Source organism: Acinetobacter sp. PC34 (assembly GCF_051789135.1).
GTDB classification, from domain to species: Bacteria; Pseudomonadota; Gammaproteobacteria; order Pseudomonadales; family Moraxellaceae; genus Acinetobacter; species Acinetobacter johnsonii.
The window spans coordinates 2,997,749-3,018,568 of sequence record NZ_CP196664.1 but is presented as its reverse complement, the minus strand read 5'-3'; the positions used below and the strand labels follow the sequence as shown (position 1 = coordinate 3,018,568).

The window sequence follows — 20,820 nt, the reverse complement described above, 5'->3', positions numbered from 1 at the left end:
GATTTTGAGGAAAAGCAGTGTTATGATGATTAGGTGAAATTTCAAGGATATTGAAGTGACGTTGCTGCTCCCTCTGTTGGCCTTTCTTAGTGGTTTATTCCTTGCATCTACCCCATTGGCAACACGGTTGAAAACAGGATTTTCAAGTCTATTAGCGCGTTGTTTTATTCCGATTGTTATTGTCTACAACATGGTGTTTTATCAGGCTGGTAGCTTTAGTTTGATGTTATTCAGTTTTGTCGTGGCAGTGCTCTTATTTTACTTTTTCTTATACTTTTCAAAGAATAAATTAAGCGCCCTATGCTTTAGTTATGTCAATATGGCATGGCTAGGCTTTCCTTTTGCGATAGCGTTGTTTGGCACAGAAATTAGTCCAGCAATGGTGGCGCTATACATCGGTGGTTCTATTTTTGGCAATCTCTGGGCGGTGACGGCTGTGAGCCAAACACCGTTAGCTTTTTCGTTTATTTTAAAAAAAGTGCTCTGTGCTCCACCCATGATTGCTTTGATGCTGGCCGTTATTTTTCGTTTCGTTGGGGTACAACATTGGTCACAGCATGATCTGATTGATGTGGTTTATAGTGCAGCCAAATTTGGTATGAGTTTCTCTGGCATGTGTGTATTGGGCATGTGGTTGAGGCACACCAAAGTTGAAAAAGCGGACTTGTGGCAAAGTAGTCGGACAGCTTTGTTAAAATTGGTATGTGGCGTGGTGCTGTGTGGGCTGAGTTATCGTTATCTTGCTATTCCTAATATTGAACAATATATTGGGGTCATGTTCTTATTATTTTGTTTACCGCCAGCAGCCAATATTGTGGCTTTGGAAACGCATTATCAAGGTACAGGCACATCGGCAAAATACATTGCTTCAGGTACGATCATCAGCTGTGCCGTGGTGAGTATTTATGGTTTATTGCTGCATGTATTTGCTGTGATCTAAGCACTCACTTTTAGCTGGAAATGCAAGTGCTGCGCAACGGTGATAGGGGGATATAGGAAATCTTTCGCTACTCTTCTCCCCGAGGGGAGAAGGGGCAACATTACACAGCTTAGTTTTTATTGTTCTAAACTGGCTTTAAACAGTTGCATCGCCTGGCCACGATGGCTGATTTTATTTTTTTCTTCTTTACTCATTTCTGCACTTGAAAGCCCTAACTCGGGTAGCCAGAACAGTGGATCATAACCAAAACCATTTTCCCCACGAGCAACCTCTAGTACTTCACCTTTCCAAATACCTTGGAAAATTTGCGGAAGAGGATCATCGGCATGTTGTACTAACGCTAAAACGCATACAAACATGCCTTCAATCGCTTGACCATCTTTACGCAGTAGCTTGAGTTCAGCTAAGAGTTTTTGGTTATTGGCAGCATCATCGCCGTGTTCACCTGCATAACGCGCAGAGTAAATCCCCGGTGCACCATCTAAAATAGGGATGCAAATCCCGGAGTCATCTGCAATGGCTGGTTTTCCTGAAATTTTAGAAGCATGACGTGCTTTAATAATCGCATTTTCGACAAAGCTCAAACCATCTTCAATGGCATCTTCAATATTCAATTTACCTTGAGCAATCACTTCAACAGGTAAGTTGAGCTCTGCAAATAATTTTTCAAATTCCGCAATTTTACCTTTGTTATTGCTTGCGAGGACTAATGTGCCTTGAGTGAGCCATGATTGAGTAGACATGAGTTAAACCGATCTAAATTTTCTGTATTTTAACCCATTTTAAAAATTATATAGCTGAATTATGAATATGATTGAATAGAGCATTTTTTTCGATTAAAAATGATTTGGGCTGTATAGTTTTCTGTCTCGATCAAAGATGTTTGTTGTGGCAGCTTACTTTTGCAATCAAAAGTTACACCTCCAAAAATTGAAGGGAGATTGAAGCTAATATAAGAGATGGGATAAAAATGCTCTTGGGAATAGAGAGGGAGCTGAAAATGAAATTTATTATTTGACTTTATTGGTATATCACTGATTTCTGTGTCTGTATTCTTTCTGAGTGTTGGTAGCATCAAGATTGTTTCACGTTGTAGATGGGTTGTGATAAACGGGAAAAAGTAATCAGACTCATACGTCCCATAAGCTGCTGAATTTATTTTTTCTAACTCTTTCATGAAATCGTTTGGTGTATAGCCATTTTTATAAGAAGTAATTTGAATCGTGAAATTTAACATTTGAGAATGGTCAAAAAAGAATGGTTTTAACATCTGAAATATAATCAGACTGCTTATTATAAGGAAAGTACTTATGTAAATTGATAGCTTAAATGTATTATTGCTCAACATTCATTTTATCTTCTTTATATTTATTAACGTAGCTTCAAAATCAGCTATATGGCTTTTACATGATATAGATTTGAATTATGGTAATAAAAAACCGACTATCACAAGTCGGCTCTTCTATCTTTAACATTCAGCTTATTGGGCTTGAATCCATTTATCTGCACGGTCACGTGCTTGGCGAATTTGATCTTGTGTTAAGTTTGCCGCCAAGGCTGTTTTCTTGCCTTCAGAAAGCGTAATCACTTTATTATCGAGCATGCCATCACGGGTTGAAAGCTCATACCATTGATAAGCACCCATGTAGTTTTTCTTTTGCTCTTCCATCATCGCCAAGTTAAAGCTTGCGCGGTTATCACCACGGCTGGCTGCTTTTTCAAAGTATTGACGTGCTAAAGATTCATCTTTTTTGGTGCCTAGGCCATCTGCAAGCATACGGCCAACATTCAGCTGAGCAGCTGAAAGACCTTGATCTGCAGCGGCTTTGTACCAAGCAAAGGCCTGTCGTTCATCTGCAGAGATGTCTTTACCTTGTTGATACTTGGTTGCAAGATAGAACTGCGCAGCAGGCTGACCTGCTTTTGCCGCTTTAATTAAGCTATTGATATCCATAACAGAATATTGTGCAGCTTGACTCGCAACAGACGTGGTTGGGGAAACATAATCTGCATGAGCCTGAATGCTCAAAAGTCCAACCAGTAGTGTCGTGCTTAAGAATAGTTTTTTCATAGAGCGCTCACTCGATAAATTGCGACTTCACCAAACAAATTCGGGAGACGTTTACTGAGTAAACTATCTTGTTGATCCCCATTTACAGCGAGTCGATTAATAATTCTGATGTTATTTTCCGCACAAAGTGCTTCAAAATCACGGAAAGTACATAAGTGGATATTGGGTGTGTTATACCACATGTACGGTAAAGCTTCAGAAACGGGCATCATTCCTTTCAGTGCCAAGAAAGAACGGGTCTTCCAGTGGGCAAAGTTCGGAAAAGTAATGATCGCCTGTTTCCCTACACGCACCATATCACGTAATAAAACATCTGGTGCATCTACCGCTTGCAAGGCTTGTGCCATAACGACATAGTCAAAAGACTGGTCTGCAAAGCGGCTTAAACCCAAGTTTAAGTCTTGTTGGATAATATTTAACCCGCGACCGACCGCAATTGCAATCTTTTCTTGATCAATTTCCAGTCCATATGCGCGAATATTGTGCTTTTTACTCATATGGGCCAGTAATTCACCGTCACCACAACCTAAATCGAGTACGCTGGAATCAGGTTTGATCCATTTTTCTGCCAGTTGATGATCAATACGCATTACACAGCCTCCTGAGATGTTGCTTGAAGGTGTTCAGAACCACCCAAAAATGCACGTAATGCTTTTACATACAAAGGAATCGGGAACAGGAATGAGTCATGGCCTTGTTCAGCGTCGATATCTAAATAGCTCACTGGTTTGTGGTTGGTGATCAGCGCATCCACAATCTCTTGTGAGCGCTGCGGGGTAAAACGCCAGTCGGTGGTAAAGGACACCACGAGGAACTGACATTTGGTCTGTGACATGGCTTTAACTAAAGACTGTTCATACTCACGCGAAGGATCAAAATAATCCAAAGCTTTGGTCATAATCAGATAAGTGTTGGCGTCAAAGTTACGGCTAAATTGCTCACCTTGATAGCGCAAATAGCTTTCGACTTGGAATTCGACATCGAAACCATACATAAATTTGCCTGACTTTAAGTCGCGGCCGAATTTTTGTTTCATGGCTTCTTCAGACAGGTAGGTAATATGACCGACCATACGTGCTAAAATTAGGCCACGTTTTGGATAGCTGTCATTTTCAAGATAGCGACCATCATGGAAGTCTGGATCAGACAAAATTGACTGACGTGCGACTTCGTTAAAGGCAATATTCTGAGCAGACAGTTTCGGCGCACTGGCAATAATCACGCATTTTTGCAAACGGTCAGGATAATCAACCGACCATTGCAAGGCTTGCATACCACCCAGCGAACCACCAATCACCGCACTCCAGACTTGAATGCCCAGATGATCGGATAAAATGGCTTGGGTTTTAACCCAGTCACGGACGGTGACTAAAGGAAAGTCTGGGCCATAAGGACGGTTGTCATTTTCAGGGTTTGGCGAAGTTGGACCCGTAGAACCATTACAACCGCCAATATTGTTCAGTGCAAGCACGAAAAATTTCGAGGTATCAATCGCTTTACCTGGGCCAATACAAGCATCCCACCAACCCGGTTTTTTATCATCGTCATGATGATAACCCGCGGCGTGATGATGTCCTGATAGCGCATGGCAAATTAAAATCGCATTGGATTTATCTGCATTGAGTTCCCCATAGGTTTCAACCATCAATTCATAACGAGGAAGAATACGACCGCATTCGAGCTCTAAGGGCTCTTCAAAAGTAAACTTTTGTGGACTAACGATACCCACGGAGTCAGCAGGAAAAGACACAGGAATAATACGCCTTAAATCTTTGGGATTAATAAACAAAAGGATACCACTTGAGGGTATCCTTCTAAAGTCATTTTAGTGCTAATTATTATTGCTAATACTTATACCGCAGCAGCAATCACTTGATCTGTGCTTAACACACCTTGATCAATTAAGCGGTTGGTACACGCAATAATCGCTTCAATCGATGAGGTCACAATGTTGTCGTGAATACCTGCACCGAATGCTGATTTACCTGTGCCTTTGACTTGTAATTCAACCAAAGCCAGTGCTTTAGCATTTGCCCCAGAGCTAATACCACGCTCTTCGTAGCTCAAGACGTCGATTGGTAACTGTAAAGCATCCAACATTGCAGAGATTGGACCATTGCCTTCGCCACGTAATTGCTGAGTTTCACCATTCACTTCAACTTCAAGCTCAACCACTTGTTTGCCGTTGTTATCATATAAACGGTAGTTTTTAGTCGAGTAATGCGTATCTTTGGTGTCCACATAAGTTTCTTTGAATAATTTCCAAATTTCTTGTGCGGTAATTTCAGTGCCTTCTTCATCGGTACGTTTTTGTACGGTTTGAGAGAATTCAATTTGGATACGACGTGGCAAAACTACGTTGTAATTTGCTTCTAACAAGTAAGCAATACCACCTTTACCTGACTGTGAGTTGACGCGAATCACAGCATCATAGTCGCGGCCCAAGTCTTTCGGGTCGATTGGTAAGTATGGCATATCCCAAATTTCTTCGTTCTTTTGGAACTCAAACCCTTTTTTAATGGCATCTTGATGCGAACCAGAAAATGCGGTGAAGACCAAGTCTCCTGCATAAGGGTGACGAGGGTGAACAGGCAAACCTGTACATTCTTCTACCGTTGCAATGATTTCATTGATATTTGAAAAATCTAAGTTTGGTGCAACACCTTGAGAGTACATATTCAAAGCAATCGCAGCGACATCGACGTTACCTGTACGTTCGCCATTACCAAACACACAACCTTCGACACGATCTGCACCGGCCATAATGGCTAATTCTGATGCAGCAATCCCACAGCCACGGTCGTTGTGACAGTGTACAGAGATAATCACGCCATCACGACGGGCGATGTTGCGGTGCATCCATTCAACTTGGTCTGCATAAACGTTTGGGGTTGAAACTTCAACCGTAGCCGGTAAGTTTAAAATCACTTTATTGCTTGGTGATGCTTCCCAAATTTCGGTAACGGCATCACACACGTCTTTTGCAACTTCTAATTCGGTTGCAGAGAAACACTCTGGGCTGTACTGGAACACCCATTCCGTTTCAGGGTATTGCGCTGCATATTCTTTCACTTTGCTGGCTGCATTGACGGCCAATTGCTTCGCACCTGCAACATCGACATTTAAGACTTTTTGGCGGAAAGTTGGAGCATTTGAATTATAAATATGTACGATGGCACGTTTTGCCCCCGCTAAAGACTCAAAAGTACGTTGGATTAAATGATCACGTGCTTGAACTAAAACTTCGATATACACATCATCTGGAATGTGATTTTCTTCGATTAATTTACGGGTAAAGTCAAAGTCAATTTGAGATGCTGAAGGGAAACCGATTTCAATATTCTTGAATCCAATTTTCACCAACATTTGGAACATTTTAAATTTTTGTTCCATATCCATCGGTTCAAAAATCGCTTGGTTACCATCACGCAGGTCAGTACTCATCCAAATAGGCGCTTTTGTAATTTCGTTGTTTGGCCATTGACGGTCTGGCAAGTCAACACGTTGATACATGCGACGATATTTTTTACTTGGATCAGCCAACATCATGAGGTAACTCCTTACATAGTACGGGTTGCATTTGAGGGGGTAATAAAAAGCAACCTACTATTTATATAGATTGTGTCTATGGTCTCTATTTACAAGGGAGTCTTCAGGGTGTTTGTAAACGTAAATATTTGATACGACTTAGATTTACCGTGAGTAACCTTGTAACGTTATATTTAAGAGTTTAATCCACTTCGGTCGAAAAGATTTTTCTTTTTTTATGGCTTTTAGTCGTATCTGAAAAAATATTTCCCTCTAATTTGATATATAGGGGAAATATTTCCGTGTATTTTTGAGATGTGTTTAATCTTTTTCTTCATTTCTCGAATTTGGTTTATTTCATTCGCTTTTTTGAAGAGGTTATGAGAGCTCTATAACCATATCTGGCTGTATATCTGCAAGGGTTGCAGTGCCCATCAACGCCATGGTGATCTCAAATTCTTCTTTTAAGATTTTAAGCACATGGGCAACGCCTAGGGCACCCGCAGTGGCAAGACCATAAATACATGGTCGCCCAACTAAAACCGCGGAAGCTCCCAAGGCAATCGCCTTAAACACATCTGAGCCGCGACGAACACCGCCGTCATATAAAAGAGGGAAGTCATGCGGCACAGTTTTTTTTATGAGTTGCAATGCTTTTAGTGGCGGAATACAGGTATCTAAAACACGGCCGCCGTGGTTAGACACAATTAAGCCTTGTATGCCATGTTGAATGGCCAGTTGTGCATCGAGTGGACTGACGATGCCTTTTAGTAGAATTGGTAAATCAGTCTGTTTAACCATCCATGCGATGTCGTCCCACGTTGGAGCAATTTTCATTAGCCCATTAAACACGGGATGATCGCCTTCTTGCAGTTCAGGCAGTGGAATATGGGCAGGAGTGTGCGGATGCTGCATGTTTTCAGGGAGGTGAAAGAAGGCTCGACGTTCTCGGTCACGGATACCTGTATGTGGTGAGTCCACAGTGATTACAATGGCGGTGAAGTTTTGTGCCTCAGCGAGCTTAACCAAAGCCAAAGATTTATTACGGTCACCTTGCCAGTACAGTTGAAACCATTTGTAGGGATTTTTAGGTTTGAATGTTCGCATGTCTGTGTTGGTAAAAGTACTCAAAATCATATTGCTACCGAGTACTTCAGCTGCCAGTGCGGTTGCTGCTTCTGCTTCAGGATGAAACTGCTGTTGATGTCCAATCGGTGCGACAAAAATAGGATGTGGAAAGGTTTGCCCTAAGATTTCACAGCTCGTATTGCCTTGAGTGAGATCTCTTAACATGCGTGGTATCAAGTGCAAGTTTTGGAACTGAGCGAGGTTATTCCGAACACTGATTTCATCCATAGCGCCACCTTGCAAATAGTGCCAGACCATCTCAGGCAGATGCTTTTCTGCCTCAATTTCATAGTCAGCAATCGTTTGCAATGAGACAGGAATTTGGGTGAGTGGTGGCAAAAAAGTTTTTGATGTCATGGAACGTCCAGTTGCTACAGTAGTTAACGTTGAGCTGGGATTATTGTTTTACAGTTCAGCCCATTTACGCATCAGGTTATGATACAGACTGGTGAGCTTAACCACTTCCTGATGTTGATCACTGAGTTGCACGCGTAGGTTCTGAATAGTTTGATCAAGATTAAATAAGATATGGCGGTCAGCATCATCTCGAATCATACTTTGAACCCAAAAGAACGAAGCGACACGGCAGCCTGAGGTCACTGGTGTTACCTCATGCACGCTAGTAGATGGATATAAAATCATATCACCCGCAGGTAATTTTACTTCATGATAGCCATAGGTGTCTTCTACTACCAAATCGCCACCTTCATATTCGTCAGGTTCGCTTAGAAAAACAGTGCAGGATACATCGGTACGAATCCGATCTTTGCTTCCGGCTACCCAGCGAATGGCATTGTCCACATGGAAGCCAAAAGTTTCGCCCTGTTCATAGCGGTTAAAATAAGGTGGCAAAATATCTAAAGGTAGGGCCGCGGACATAAAGAGCGGATGTTGTCCAAGTGCTTCTAAGATGATACTACCTAGGTGTTGAGTGAGAGGGTGATCTTCGGGTAGCTGTTGATTTTGTTTTACATTTTTTGAGAGTGATCCTGTGGTTTTTTTACCATCAATCCACTCGACTTTTGCCATTTCACGGCGAAAGTATTGTACCTGTTCTTTGCTTAATACATTGGGAATATGATGGATCACAACACGACCTGCTGAAAATGAAAGATCTATTTAGTCTTTAAGCATATATAAAAATAGCCTCAATGAGAGGCTATTTTTGTTTTGTTCCATAACTAAGTTGTGGAATTAACTATCGAACTTAGTACTTAAAGTTTACAGAGAGTACTGCACTACGGCCTTCGGCTTCAGTTGCATAGTGAGATGCATAAGCTTTAGTGAAATAACGTGTATCAGCCAAGTTGTTGACATTTAACTGAAGGTCAACATTCTTGTTGACGTTGTAACGCGCCATAGCATCGTAACGAACGTAGCCAGGGACATATTTAGTATTTGCTAAGTCGCCATAAACTTTGTCCATTGCAATTGCGCCAGCACCTAAAGTGAGCTGTGGCATAATTTGGTAAGTGGTCCAAAGAGTTGCACTGTTTTTTGCAACGTTTGGCATTACGTTACCATTATAAATGGTTTGGTCTGTACATGTCGCACCGCGGCAGCTCACACCATTTTTAGTTGATTCGCTATCTAAGTAGGTATAACCCGCAGAAATCGCCCATTTATCTGTAATGTTGCCGTTTAAGCCCAGTTCAAAGCCATCAACTTTGCTTGATCCACCGTTTGTTGTGGTATTTGCATCAAGCGAGATACGAGTATTTTGTTTTTCTGTGCGGAAAATAGCAGCAGTTACATTTAACTTTTTGTTAAATAAATCCCACTTTGTACCAATTTCAAAGGTACGACTTTCTTCTGGATCTAGATCTTTATTGACAACAGTCACCGCAGTTTCAGAACCGTCACCTGCATCGATACCAACAGGATTGGCAGAAGTTGCAAAGCTTGCATAAATACTGCCATTCTCAGCAGGCTTAAATGTCAAACCTGTTTGATAAGAGAAAAAGTCTGTATCACTTTCAATTTTTGCACCAGTTGCATTGGTCTTAAGCTCAGTTTCAAATTTGTCCCAACGTAAGCCTAGGTCTAATAGCCATTGCGGATTAAATTCAATACTGTCTAGTAAATATACAGAAGTGGTTGTTGCTGTAGTTGTTGTCACTGCTTTATTTGCAGCAATATTGCCTAACCATGGATCTTTTGAATTTGGATTGAATGCATCAGTACACCAATAATCAGAAGCCACACCTATTCCAAGTGAACATGCACCCGTTGTAGGTGAGCCAGTAATTGGTTTTCCTGATTTTGATGTAACAGTATACGAACCTTTATCAGATTCTTGATCACTATATTCAGCACCTACATTAAAGCTGTGCTTAATTGAGCCTGTATTGAATTTTCCAGTTAAAGCCAGTTGATCTGTAAAAGTATTAGTATCGGTAATACGAGAGTTCACACGGCGCCATACTTCACCGTTTGCAATATTTTTCTGACTGTCATCTGGCTGTGTCCAGATATAGTCATTTTTAGAGTTACTATAAACAGCAGTATTGCTGATGGTTAAATTATCAGTCAGATCGTGCTCAAGTTTGATTGTACCAATTTGATTTTCTTGTTTTTGAAAATCGCGATCTAACCAACCATAGTAAATGCCTTGCTTGGCATTTAATGGTTTACCTGTTGCTGTATTATTCGATGAATTCCAATAAGGTACGCCTGAATCAGGTGTATCATCAGACTCAAGATAATAATAACTTAATGTCGCACGAGTTGCTGTGTCTAAACCAAAGGTAATGCTTGGGGCAATACCTACACGTGCATATTCTGCGCCGTCTTTCTGTCCCGCTTTATTGTTATGATGCCCCATTACTGCAACACGGCCAGCAATACCATTACCAAAGTCTTTGTTACCGTCTAAGGTAATACGTTGGTAATCATCTGTTCCTGCACCCACAGAACCTTCTAAAAAGTCCCCTTTTTTGGCAACTTTAGAAATCATATTGACACTACCACCAGCAGCGCCAGCACCACCTAACGCAGATGCAGAACCTTTCGTTACTTCAACTTGCTCAATCGCAAACATTTCACGGTTTTGAGAAGTAGAGTTACGTACACCGTCTACGTACATTGAACTTTCAGAGTTATAACCACGGATAAATGGACGGTCACCATTTGGGTTACCACCTTCACCTGCACCAAGTGTGATACCAGGTACTGTGCGTAAAGCATCGCTTAAAGTTGTAACTTGAGTGTCTTCAATCAACTGCTTAGAAATAACCGACACAGACTTTGGTGTGTCGAGTAGGGGAGCAACGAACTTGCTGTTTGCAGATTTGTCTACTTTCAAACTTTGTTCTGCTGTCGCTTCCGTGTGAATTGTTTCTAATTGCGCGATTTGATCTTGCGCAACAGCATTGACTGCAACCACAGAGAGTGTTGAAGCGATTGCTGAAGAAACCAGCTTTTTACGTGTTTTGATGAAGGCCATAACGAATCTAGTTCTAGCGTTGTAAATTAGTATGCGAATAATAATGATTCTTATTTTTTGTAGCATAACTATTACATTGGAATTGTCGATGCTTAGATATATTTGTGTAGAAAAAATAAATGTAATAATGTAATAAATTTAACGTAAGTTTTTGATTTTTATTTAAATTGGAAAATTAGATTATATTTTTGTAATATTATTGGAATTTAGAATCCATTATTTTTAAGCTAAGTTTGAAGGTGTTTCTCAAGTGAATATGTATAAATTATGTTGGATCTATATTAGCTATGTACGAAGAAAACCCTGCCAGAGCAGGGTTTTGCATGTAGATTAGAACTTAAAGGTGGTACTTAGCTGAACGCGTCGTCCTTCTTGGGTGTTTGTATAGCGGTTATAATAAGCATCTTCAGTGGAAACATATTGATAATCAACAAAATTGACATCAAAAATATTATAAAGTGCGACACCAACTTCGATATTGTCATTCACTATATAGTTGGTTCCAAGATGCCATTGTGTATAGCCTTTATAGTCACCTAAAGTGTTTTTAACGTTACCATCTTCTCGGATTTGACTACTGCGATATTCACCACGTAACCAAAGTGATGCATTATCAGCAGGTTGGTAATTAACTAAGAGGTTAGCCATGTGTTCAGCATTATCTGCATCATCAATGGTACGACCTGTCGCATCAGTTAGTTCACCTTCTGTCCATGTATAATTGCCAGAAACTTGCCATTGGTTATTAATTTGGTATGAGGCACCAACTTCAATACCATGTGACTCAGCTTCTTCTGCGTTATAAGGGCGTGCAAGTGTTAAGTTACGATTTTTTGCAGTTGTCCAGTCTGCGCCCCATTCTTTTAACTTGGCATCACAGGCTGCTTCATTACCTGTACAGTCAAACTCGATCGGACGACCATCATAGCTGACACCAGGTACATAGGTACCATTTTTGGTCAGTGTATCTACATCACTTTGTCGAATAAAAGTAAGTGCGTAGTTTGCACCTGATGTTGTAATTTTATCTTTGGTCTTATTTTGGAATAATGTTAGGTTCGCATTAAAGCCTTGTTGGTTATCAAAATAAATGCCTAACTCTGTACTTTCACTCGTTTCAGGCTGCAAATTAATATTACCTAAAACTGGTGTGCGTCCTTGACCAGCAATGTTGGATAAACCTTGGGTAAGTTGTTCTAAGCGAGGAACTTTATATCCTTCAGCATAACCGCCTTTAGCAGTCCACTGATCATTCATATTCCAAACTAAATATGCGCGTGGGGTAAAGAAATCACCAAAAGCATTGTGATCATCGAAACGGCCACCTAAGGTTAAATTTAAGTTTGGTAAAATAGACCACGTGTCTTCAATAAATAGACCATATTGCTCAAAAGTTAGTTCAGGGTTGGCACGACGAATACCATCTTTTTGGCTGGCATCCCACCATTGACCACCAATGGTAATGTTGTGATTTTCAATGTTTTGCGTGGTGAATTTAGTATCAAAATAGATATCTTCACTTTTTAATTCACGATTAACGAATTTTTGGTTTTCTGGTGTCGTTAACATGCCCGCGGGTAAAAGCCGTCCAACAGTTTCTGTTTCTACATGAGAAATACTGCTTTCTAAACGACCAAAATTTGTTTGCCATTCATGAGAGATATAGGCTTTGGTGCGTTCATATTCTTGACTAGGTCCATAGCCTTGAGTGCTATTGGGCGCTAGTGGCTTACCATTATTATCTAGGTATGTACCAAGTTGTCCACGACTGTTATCAAACCATTGTTGAGTGTTTTCAACGTCAAGTGTAAAACTATGATCAGGATGTGGTGTAAAAGTTAAGCGGCCACCAAATGTTTCAATATCTGATTTTGTCGGACTATTTCCTTGAGCTAACGTATTGATCTCGCTATTTGCAGCTGGGACTTTAATATATGATTGTTGGCGTTCAGCTTTCCGTGCGCGGATTTGTAAACCAACCAAATCTTTTACCAGTGGGCCTGATGTAAATATTTCGGCAGCGTATTGGTTACCAAACTCTGAGCTATTTGGTAGGACAGTGCCGTTTAAGTTTAGAGAGCCAGTCCACTCATTAGACACTTTTTTAGTAATGATATTGATAACGCCACCCATAGCGTCTGAACCATATAAAGTTGACATTGGGCCGCGAATGACTTCAATTCGCTCAATAGCTGAAATTGGTGGAATAAAATTATTATTAGATTCGCTAAAACCATTCGGTGTAATGTTTCCTACACTATTTTGGCGCTTACCATCGATTAAAATTAAAGTGTATTCAGGTGGCATACCACGCATACGAATATTGAGTGTTCCTGTCTTACCTGCAGTAGGGCTAACATCTACACCTTCTACACCACGTAAAGCATCTGCTAATGAGTTCACGCGTTTGGATTTGAGATCTTCTTGATTTAATACAGTAATAGATGCAGGTGCATTTTTAATATCTTGTTCAAAACCCGCAGCTGAAACCACAATGGTGGAAAGCTGATGGGTAGATGAATCTTCAGTTGTTGTTTCTGCGAAAACAGGAGTGGTGATTGCCCCAAGCAATGCCAATGAAAGAGGGTGTAGATTAAACTTACTCATAACTAGAGTTCCAATGATGGACGAGAAAAAAATTGAAAAAAACGATCAAAGTTGACGCAAATATTAATGGTAATATTTATCATTTGCAACAAAAAGCCATAAAAAATATAATACTTTGCGCTTAATCAGTAGCGATTTAAAAATATTCAAAATAAAAAACGATAAATGAAGAAAAAAATATGTGGTTTCAATCGGGTGTTTTGTATATCGTTCAATGTTGTCATATAATGTGGCACTTTTTAAAATTGTTCTTACCAAAAGATTGAGGAAGCCATGCAAGTAACTTCTGAAGCGGTTTCGGGTGTTACCCGTCGTTTAAATGTATCTGTACCGACGAGCCGTGTTAACGAGCAGTTCGAAGCTCGCTTAAAACGCACTGCTAAAACTGTGAAGATCAACGGCTTCCGTCCAGGTAAAGTGCCAGTAAATGTTGTTCGTCGTGAATATGGCGCGGGTATCTACCAAGAAGTCGTAAGCGACATTATTCGTGACACAGTATTTGAAGCGATCCAACAAGAAAAAATCAATGCTGTTGGTATGCCAAACATTGAAAAATCTGAATTAAAAGACGACGCGCTTGTATACGAAGCGACTGTTGAAGTTTATCCAGAAGTTAACGTGAAATTTGATGGTTTAGAAGTTGAACGTAAAGCATCTGAAGTAAACGACAAAGATGTTGATCAAATGATCGAAAACCTTCAGAAGCAACGTGCTTCTTGGGCTGAAACGAAAGGCATGGCTAAAAAAGACATGCAAGTAACTTTCGACTTTGAAGGTGCAGTAGACGGTGAGAAGTTTGAAGGCGGTTCTGCAGAAGACTTTAAACTTGTTTTAGGTTCAGGTCGTATGATTCCTGGCTTCGAAGACGGCATCGTTGGTATGAAGAAAGGCGAAGAGAAAGTTATCGATGTAACTTTCCCTGAAGACTACCAAGCTGAAAACCTTGCTGGTAAATCAGCTCAATTCAAAATTACTGTGAAGCTTGTTGAAAAACAAAAACTTCCAGAAGTTGATGCTGAATTCCTTAAAATCTTTGGTCTAACTGAAGAAGAAGGCATTGAGAAGTTAAAAGCTGACGTTCGTAAAAACATGGAACGTGAAGTGAAAAATGGTTTGCGTAATCAAGTGAAAGGTGCAGCTTTTGATGCACTTGTAGCTGCAAACGAAGTTGAACTTCCTGCGTCTATGGTTGCTCAAGAAGTTGACCGTCAACGTCAACAAATGATCCAACAGTTCACTCAGCAATTTGGTGCTCAAGGTGCGAAAGCATTTGACTCAAGCATGCTTCCAGATGAATTGTTCAAAGAACAAGCTGAAAAATCTGTAAAATTAGGCGTACTGGTAAGCAAAGTTTTAGCTGATGCTAAAATTGAAGTAGATCAAGCACGTGTTGATGCTTACATCGAAGACATGGCTTCTTCTTATGAAGATCCAGCTGAAGTGATCGAATACTTCAAAAATGACAAACAACAACGTTCGCAAATCGAAGCTGTTGTGTTAGAAGACCAAGTGGTTGATCACATCTTAGCGTCTGCTAAAGTAACAGATACTGCTGTAAGCTACGAAGACTTATTGAAAGAGCAACAAGCTCGTCAACAAGGCTAAGTTTAGCTAAAGTAAAAAAGGCGCTTTGAGCGCCTTTTTTATTGTGATCTGGGTTTGTAAAAGGCCTTGCGTTCACAAAGCTTATGCAAAAAATATCTGTTATTTACTTGGGAATATTTTGCATTTTCAGCAATTATCCCTCATATTGTGACTATGAGTTGAGTAACAAAAAATTTAGGAATAAGTAAACGTATGTATATTCCAACTATCGATAATGCCTTAGTTCCAATGGTTGTAGAACAGTCATCTCGCGGTGAACGTTCATTTGACATTTATTCACGTCTTTTGCGTGAACGCGTCATTTTTATGACTGGTGAAGTTGAAGATAACATGGCGAATTTGATTGTCGCGCAAATGTTGTTTTTAGAAGCGGAAAATCCAGATAAAGATATTCATCTTTACATTAACTCACCAGGTGGTTCGGTGACTGCGGGTATGGCGATTTACGATACCATGCAATTTATTAAACCAGATGTTGTGACCTATTGTATGGGGCAAGCAGCATCAATGGGTGCTTTCTTGCTGAATGCAGGTGCGAAAGGTAAACGTTATTGCCTTGAAAATGCACGTGTCATGATCCACCAACCGTTAGGCGGTTTCCGTGGTCAGGCATCTGATATTGAAATTCATGCACGTGAAATTCTGTTCATTAAAGAACGTTTAAACCGTTTAATGGCAGAGCACAGTGGTCAAGACTATGAAACTGTGGCACGTGATACTGACCGTGATAACTTTATGACAGCGCAAGCTGCAAAAGAATATGGTCTCGTGGACGAAGTGTTATCTAAACGTCCATAAGTTTTAAAAGTTTAGAATTGGAGTGAATATGTCCGAACATCCTCAAGGACAAAAGCATTGTTCATTTTGCGGTAAAACGCAGTCTGAAGTTGGGAAACTGATTGCAGGCGAGGACGCGTACATCTGTAATGAATGTGTGGACGTATGCTTAGACTTGGTGCAAACCAGTCAACAAGTTGAGTCGGGTGACTGGGCTGCAAAACCCTTGCCTAAACCTCACGAAATTCGTGCGGCACTAGATCAATATGTCATTGGTCAAGATGTGGCAAAGAAAACCTTGTCAGTTGCTGTCTATAACCACTATAAACGTCTTAAAGCGACACATGGTGGACATAAACACGACGATGCTGTTGAAATTGCGAAAAGTAATATCTTATTAGTAGGACCAACGGGTTCGGGTAAAACCTTGCTTGCGCAAACGATGGCCCGTCTTCTCGATGTTCCTTTTGCTATGGCTGATGCCACGACACTTACCGAAGCAGGCTATGTCGGTGAAGATGTTGAAAACATTGTACAAAAGCTTCTACAAAAAGCAGACTATGATGTAGAAAAAGCGCAAAAAGGTATTATCTATATCGACGAAATCGACAAGATTACCCGTAAGTCTGAAAACCCATCGATCACGCGTGATGTGTCGGGTGAAGGTGTACAGCAAGCGTTACTGAAAATGATCGAAGGTACGGTTGCCTCTATTCCACCTCAAGGTGGTCGTAAGCATCCGCAGCAAGAATTCATTCAAATTGATACTTCAAATATCTTGTTCATCTGTGGTGGGGCATTCTCAGGTCTTGAGAAAATCGTACAACAGCGCCAAGAAAAAGGTGGAATCGGCTTCACGGCTGAAGTGAAGAAGAAAGATGAAGGCAAGAAATTGTCTGATTTGTTCCGTCAAGTTGAAGCGACCGATTTGGTGAAATTTGGTCTGATTCCAGAGTTTATTGGTCGTTTACCTGTAATTGCGACTTTGGAAGAGTTAGACGAAGAAGCTTTGATGCAAATTCTGACTGAACCGAAGAATGCATTGACCCGTCAATATCAACATTTGTTTGATATGGAAAACGTTGATCTGGTTTTTGAAGACTCAGCACTACGCGCTGTGGCGAAAAAAGCTTTGGATCGTAACACGGGTGCACGTGGCTTACGTTCTATTTTGGAAAATACGCTGCTTGAAACCATGTACGATTTACCAAGTCGTACCGATGTTGGTACGGTTGTGGTGAATGAAGACGTGATTAACGGCACGGCTGCACCATTATTTAAGCCAGAGCGTTTACCAAGAATCGAACAGAAAGATGCAGCTAAAGTTGATTTAAAAGTGATTAATTCAAAGTCCGCTTAAGTTGTTATTCATCTGAAACGTGTGAAAATCGAGTGTTTTCACACGTTTTTTTATATTCAAAAAAAAGAGGGAATGCTACTCTGCATCAATAGGCTGGGATGCCTAGATTAAAACTAAAAATTCAGTATCAAAATAAAAATACGTCGTGAGGAATAGTCATGCGTGCAATGACGATTACGCTTTTAAGCAGTTTAATTTTATTGGGTTGTCATGGAAAAGCGACAGTTGAACAACCTGAATTAACATCAACCCTCAGTCATGAAGTTGATTTTGAACACGACCCAGGCATGATTGAGCAGTATCGCATTGGGGTGTTTAGCGTAGGTGGATGGGTCAATCAAAAATTAGGACAGCGATTTCAGCGTGTCCAACCCCAGCATGAACAAGCGGCGATGGTTTATCTGTATCGTCCAGACTCAAAATGGAACCGACAAGAAATTGTTGCGTCGAGTTTATTTATCAATAAAGAACGCATTCCAAGCCTGCTGAACAATCATTACTATTGGGTCGAATTGCCCGCTGGGACTTATCGTTTATCCAGTAGTCGGCCTTTGGGCATTAACCATTTTCAAAAGCCGAAATATATCGATTTTAGCGTAGAAGCGGGGCAGTCTTATTTCATCAAGTATGATGAAGAGAACTTGTCCACACGTCGTGATGTTTCGGGGCCTTTGGCGGTCATACCTGAAAAAATTGCGATTCAAGAAATTGCATTTACCCAGTTAAAGTCCAACAGCTACAACTTTGTCGCGGAAGATCAACACACGGGTGAGTTACGAAAGAAAGCGCAAAAACTTAAACCTGCCAAATATGACCCAAGTGAAGATGTTCAGCTGATGAAGCCCTTTAAGCTGTGGAATCCTTTAACTTGGTAAGTGAGCTATTGTGCTTTTTTGGCTTGTTCAAATAATGGTGTCAGGGTCTTTTCAATTTGACGATTCATTTCCAGCTGAATAGCTGGATCTTGCATCATTTCAGCAGACATGGCGATGCTATTACGCATGATTTCACTCATCATTTTGCTGCTTTTTTTATTGATAGACTGGCCTAGAGGGGTTTCGAGGAACTGAATGTTGGCCAACACTTCCTCTTCGGTAAAGGTCTGCATATAGACATTTTTAAGCATTTGCATAAATTTTGGATCTGAAATCAATTTACTGCTAAATGATGCTGTGATTTCAGCGATTTGTTTGGCTGCTTCTTGCTGTTCAGTATTGAGTGTTGATGTTTTAAAAATATTCTTAATAATTTCTTCGGCTTGCTGGTCATAGACGGGGCGCATTTCTTGCTGAGACTGCGCTAAAGTGCCTTTAATATCACCTAGTTTGAGCGCCTTTTCTACCGATGCTTCGGTCGCGGGTTTGGCAAAAGACGCTGTGGTAAGGACACATAAGGTAATACCGCAAAGGATGTGATTTAATTTTTTCATTGTTGGTCTATATCTTTTGATTAAGTCTATAAAAGTAGGTAAAAAAAATACCCTTAACATGACCTTAGCATGTTAAGGGTATCCAAAAAAGTAAAACTTAAGTTTTAGCCCGCTGCAGCATCGACTACTGGAATTTTACCAATTTTGGCTTGCCAGATTTTTGGTGCTGTTGCGTGAATAGACGTACCATTCACATCAACTGCTACCGATACAGGCATGTCTTTTACTACAAATTTGTAAATCGCTTCCATACCTAAGTCAGCAAAAGCAACCACTTCAGCTTCACGAATTGCTTTAGACACAAGGTAAGCTGCGCCGCCCACTGCCATCAAGTAAGTTGCTTTGTTGTCTTTAATTGCTTCAACAGCTGCAGGGCCACGGTCCGCTTTACCGATCATGCCGAACATACCGGTTGCTTCAAGTACTTGACGTGTGAACTTGTCCATACGTGTTGCTGTTGTTGGGCCAGCAGGACCAACCACTTCATCACCGACTGGATCTACAGGGCCAACGTAGTAAATGAATTTACCTTTTAAGTCGACAGGAAGCTCTTCACCATTGTTCAGCATGTCGACCATGCGTTTGTGTGCAGCATCACGACCTGTATAAATTGTACCGTTTAGAAGCAAAGTGTCGCCTGGTTGCCAAGCGTTCATTTCTTCTTGGGTAATGGTGTCGAGGTCAACGCGCTTAGAGGTTGATGAATCCCAAGTGACTGATGGATAGTCTTCAAGTTTAGGTGCTTGAATGTGCGCAACACCTGTACCATCAAGTTGGAAGTGTGCGTGACGAGTCGCTGCACAGTTTGGAATCATGCCCACTGGTTTGCCAGCAGCGTGACATGGGTAATCTTTAATTTTAATGTCTAGAACTGTGGTTAAGCCGCCTAGGCCTTGCGCGCCAATCCCCAGTGCGTTTACTTTTTCGAAGATTTCCATACGAAGTTCTTCGATTTTATTTTCAGGACCACGACGAAGTAATTCATCCATGTTGATTTCTTCCATGAGCGATTCTTTTGCAAGCATCATGGCTTTTTCAGCAGTACCACCAATACCAATACCCAACATACCTGGTGGACACCAGCCTGCACCCATGGTTGGAACAGTTTTAAGTACCCAATCCACGATTGAGTCTGATGGGTTGAGCATAGCCAGTTTAGATTTGTTTTCTGAACCGCCACCTTTTGCCGCAACGGTAATATCCACTTTGTTGCCTGGAACAAGTTTGTGATAGATCACAGCAGGGGTGTTGTCTTTGGTGTTTTTACGACCAAATGCAGGATCAGCCAGAACTGATGCGCGCAGCACGTTTGAGTTTTCTAGGTAACCTTGACGTACGCCTTCGTTGATTGCATCGTCTAAGCTCATAGTTAAATCAAATTTAACATCCATGCCCACTTCAACGAATACGTTGACGATACCTGTATCTTGACAGATTGGGCGGTGACCCTCTGCGCACATACGCGAGTTAATTAAGATTTGTGCGATCGCATCCTTCGCAGCTTTGTTCTCTTCACGATCATACGCACGGCTCATCGCTTGGATGAAGTCTTGTGGGTGATAATAAGAAATGAACTGAAGCGCGTCTTTGACCGATGTGATCAAATCATCTTGCTTGATAATAGTGGTCATACAAATATCTCTTGAGCGGGCTGATAGCTAGCGGGCTAAATTATAAGACAAAATGCCGAGGTTGTGGATGTTTTGCGAAGCCTTTGGGCGAAAGTTTAATAGTTGAACAAAATTGATGAGAAAATGAGGTTATAAACGGTGGTAAATATGACAAAAATATCTAAATTTAATGAAATATTTCATGTCTAAATTTGGATTATGAATATGATTTATTACTTAAGGCATTGAATATAATGTAAAAATAATAATATTGAAATATGACAACACTGTCATAAAGTTGTCATAAAACTTTCGCATAA

17 protein-coding genes are annotated in these 20,820 nt (G+C 40.7%); 5 read left to right on the top strand and 12 right to left on the bottom strand.

Annotated elements, in window-relative coordinates:
- The first annotated feature begins 55 nt into the window (after nucleotides 1-55).
- Complete coding sequence (locus tag ACSC9N_RS14705) at nucleotides 56-940, top strand: permease (RefSeq protein WP_010325883.1); 885 nt, start codon at nucleotides 56-58, stop codon at nucleotides 938-940.
- 116 nt (nucleotides 941-1,056) lie between these two features.
- On the opposite strand, the gene rdgB is transcribed toward ACSC9N_RS14705, so the two are convergent.
- From rdgB to ACSC9N_RS14655, 10 genes are all read right to left on the bottom strand, one after another.
- The gene (rdgB, locus tag ACSC9N_RS14700) at nucleotides 1,057-1,683 is read right to left on the bottom strand and encodes an RdgB/HAM1 family non-canonical purine NTP pyrophosphatase (protein WP_010325884.1); all 627 of its coding nucleotides are present in this window, start codon (nucleotides 1,681-1,683) and stop codon (nucleotides 1,057-1,059) included.
- A gap of 59 nt (nucleotides 1,684-1,742) precedes the next feature.
- Entirely contained in the window at nucleotides 1,743-2,288 is a 546-nt protein-coding gene (locus ACSC9N_RS14695; RefSeq protein ID WP_010325885.1) for a hypothetical protein, read from the bottom strand.
- A gap of 132 nt (nucleotides 2,289-2,420) precedes the next feature.
- Entirely contained in the window at nucleotides 2,421-3,011 is a 591-nt protein-coding gene (locus ACSC9N_RS14690) for a tetratricopeptide repeat protein (RefSeq protein WP_004692440.1), read from the bottom strand.
- Nucleotides 3,008-3,601 carry a methionine biosynthesis protein MetW gene (gene metW, locus ACSC9N_RS14685; RefSeq protein WP_004979039.1) on the bottom strand — a complete coding sequence of 198 codons (594 nt, stop codon included), beginning with the start codon at nucleotides 3,599-3,601 and terminating at the stop codon, nucleotides 3,008-3,010. Before metW ends, ACSC9N_RS14690 begins: the two co-directional genes overlap by 4 nt.
- Entirely contained in the window at nucleotides 3,601-4,761 is a 1,161-nt protein-coding gene (gene metX, locus ACSC9N_RS14680) for a homoserine O-succinyltransferase MetX (RefSeq protein WP_010325886.1), read from the bottom strand. The genes metW and metX overlap by 1 nt, the downstream gene beginning before the upstream one ends.
- Nucleotides 4,762-4,862: 101 nt before the next feature.
- Nucleotides 4,863-6,560 (bottom strand): 2-isopropylmalate synthase, encoded by a 1,698-nt coding sequence (gene leuA, locus ACSC9N_RS14675; protein ID WP_010325887.1) that lies wholly within the window; start codon nucleotides 6,558-6,560, stop codon nucleotides 4,863-4,865.
- A 357-nt stretch (nucleotides 6,561-6,917) separates the two neighbouring features.
- Nucleotides 6,918-8,024, bottom strand: coding sequence for an alpha-hydroxy acid oxidase (locus tag ACSC9N_RS14670; protein ID WP_058952349.1), 1,107 nt, complete (start codon nucleotides 8,022-8,024; stop codon nucleotides 6,918-6,920).
- Between the two features lie 48 nt (nucleotides 8,025-8,072).
- Nucleotides 8,073-8,756, bottom strand: coding sequence for a Fe2+-dependent dioxygenase (locus tag ACSC9N_RS14665; RefSeq protein WP_010325889.1), 684 nt, complete (start codon nucleotides 8,754-8,756; stop codon nucleotides 8,073-8,075).
- Nucleotides 8,757-8,874: 118 nt separating this feature from the next.
- Nucleotides 8,875-11,112, bottom strand: a complete 2,238-nt coding sequence (locus ACSC9N_RS14660) for a TonB-dependent receptor (RefSeq protein WP_010325890.1) — start codon at nucleotides 11,110-11,112, stop codon at nucleotides 8,875-8,877.
- A gap of 330 nt (nucleotides 11,113-11,442) precedes the next feature.
- Entirely contained in the window at nucleotides 11,443-13,719 is a 2,277-nt protein-coding gene (locus ACSC9N_RS14655) for a TonB-dependent receptor domain-containing protein (protein WP_395474907.1), read from the bottom strand.
- Nucleotides 13,720-13,992: 273 nt separating this feature from the next.
- On the opposite strand from ACSC9N_RS14655, the gene tig reads away from it, so the two are divergent.
- From tig to ACSC9N_RS14635, 4 genes are all read left to right on the top strand, one after another.
- On the top strand, nucleotides 13,993-15,324 hold the full coding sequence (tig, locus tag ACSC9N_RS14650; protein WP_010325893.1) for a trigger factor: 1,332 nt from the start codon (nucleotides 13,993-13,995) through the stop codon (nucleotides 15,322-15,324).
- Nucleotides 15,325-15,516: 192 nt separating this feature from the next.
- Nucleotides 15,517-16,122 carry an ATP-dependent Clp endopeptidase proteolytic subunit ClpP gene (gene clpP, locus ACSC9N_RS14645; protein WP_004692427.1) on the top strand — a complete coding sequence of 202 codons (606 nt, stop codon included), beginning with the start codon at nucleotides 15,517-15,519 and terminating at the stop codon, nucleotides 16,120-16,122.
- Between the two features lie 28 nt (nucleotides 16,123-16,150).
- Nucleotides 16,151-17,461 carry an ATP-dependent protease ATP-binding subunit ClpX gene (gene clpX, locus ACSC9N_RS14640; protein ID WP_010325894.1) on the top strand — a complete coding sequence of 437 codons (1,311 nt, stop codon included), beginning with the start codon at nucleotides 16,151-16,153 and terminating at the stop codon, nucleotides 17,459-17,461.
- Nucleotides 17,462-17,619: 158 nt separating this feature from the next.
- Complete coding sequence (locus ACSC9N_RS14635) at nucleotides 17,620-18,336, top strand: DUF2846 domain-containing protein (RefSeq protein WP_010325895.1); 717 nt, start codon at nucleotides 17,620-17,622, stop codon at nucleotides 18,334-18,336.
- A 5-nt stretch (nucleotides 18,337-18,341) separates the two neighbouring features.
- On the opposite strand, the gene ACSC9N_RS14630 is transcribed toward ACSC9N_RS14635, so the two are convergent.
- Together ACSC9N_RS14630 and ACSC9N_RS14625 are read right to left on the bottom strand one after the other, a co-directional pair.
- Nucleotides 18,342-18,890, bottom strand: a complete 549-nt coding sequence (locus ACSC9N_RS14630) for a DUF2059 domain-containing protein (protein WP_010325896.1) — start codon at nucleotides 18,888-18,890, stop codon at nucleotides 18,342-18,344.
- A 104-nt stretch (nucleotides 18,891-18,994) separates the two neighbouring features.
- A complete protein-coding gene (locus tag ACSC9N_RS14625) occupies nucleotides 18,995-20,521 on the bottom strand; it encodes a fumarate hydratase (protein WP_004692421.1) in 1,527 nt (508 codons plus the stop codon).
- Nucleotides 20,522-20,820: the final 299 nt, after the last annotated feature.

Coding starts and splice junctions, on each gene's coding strand:
- ACSC9N_RS14630 (WP_010325896.1), bottom strand. CDS start 18,890: ATGAAAAAATTAAATCACATCCTTTGCGGTATTACCTTATGTGTCCTT.
- ACSC9N_RS14695 (WP_010325885.1), bottom strand. CDS start 2,288: ATGTTGAGCAATAATACATTTAAGCTATCAATTTACATAAGTACTTTC.
- ACSC9N_RS14635 (WP_010325895.1), top strand. CDS start 17,620: ATGCGTGCAATGACGATTACGCTTTTAAGCAGTTTAATTTTATTGGGT.
- ACSC9N_RS14625 (WP_004692421.1), bottom strand. CDS start 20,521: ATGACCACTATTATCAAGCAAGATGATTTGATCACATCGGTCAAAGAC.
- clpX (WP_010325894.1), top strand. CDS start 16,151: ATGTCCGAACATCCTCAAGGACAAAAGCATTGTTCATTTTGCGGTAAA.
- ACSC9N_RS14655 (WP_395474907.1), bottom strand. CDS start 13,719: ATGAGTAAGTTTAATCTACACCCTCTTTCATTGGCATTGCTTGGGGCA.
- ACSC9N_RS14660 (WP_010325890.1), bottom strand. CDS start 11,112: ATGGCCTTCATCAAAACACGTAAAAAGCTGGTTTCTTCAGCAATCGCT.
- metW (WP_004979039.1), bottom strand. CDS start 3,601: ATGCGTATTGATCATCAACTGGCAGAAAAATGGATCAAACCTGATTCC.
- leuA (WP_010325887.1), bottom strand. CDS start 6,560: ATGATGTTGGCTGATCCAAGTAAAAAATATCGTCGCATGTATCAACGT.
- rdgB (WP_010325884.1), bottom strand. CDS start 1,683: ATGTCTACTCAATCATGGCTCACTCAAGGCACATTAGTCCTCGCAAGC.
- ACSC9N_RS14690 (WP_004692440.1), bottom strand. CDS start 3,011: ATGAAAAAACTATTCTTAAGCACGACACTACTGGTTGGACTTTTGAGC.
- clpP (WP_004692427.1), top strand. CDS start 15,517: ATGTATATTCCAACTATCGATAATGCCTTAGTTCCAATGGTTGTAGAA.
- tig (WP_010325893.1), top strand. CDS start 13,993: ATGCAAGTAACTTCTGAAGCGGTTTCGGGTGTTACCCGTCGTTTAAAT.
- ACSC9N_RS14670 (WP_058952349.1), bottom strand. CDS start 8,024: ATGACATCAAAAACTTTTTTGCCACCACTCACCCAAATTCCTGTCTCA.